Source organism: Stenotrophomonas genospecies 3, from assembly GCF_054473855.1.
The window spans coordinates 1-352 of record NZ_JBTMUR010000044.1; the positions used below are offsets into that span (position 1 = coordinate 1).

General features: G+C 57.4%; 1 pseudogene. It reads right to left on the bottom strand.

Annotated features, from left to right (window positions below):
- A pseudogene (locus ACX9OT_RS21850) lies at positions 1-352 on the bottom strand (IS3 family transposase); the annotation flags it as partial.

Sequence of the window (352 nt, forward strand, 5' to 3'; positions counted from 1 at the left end):
AGTCCCATCTCCCCCATCAGGCGCTGAACCCGCTTGTGATTGGTCCGATGACCCTGATTGGCTAATTCCAGCGTCACCGTGCGATAGCCATAGCGCCCTTGGCTTTGATCGTAGATTGCACGGATGCGCTCGCACAGGGCTGCCTCATCCTGATCCGGATGGGCCAGGACATGGTTCTGGTAATAGAACGTACTGCGTGACAGCTCAGCTGCTTCGAGCAGAAGCGACAGCGTATGAACCTGCCTCAATCCTTGGACGGCTTGCGCTTTGCGTCCTGCGCCGCCTGCTCTTCCCGGATCAAGGCATCGAGTTTTTTTAGGTAGTCGGTCTCCGCACGCAGATAGGCGACTTC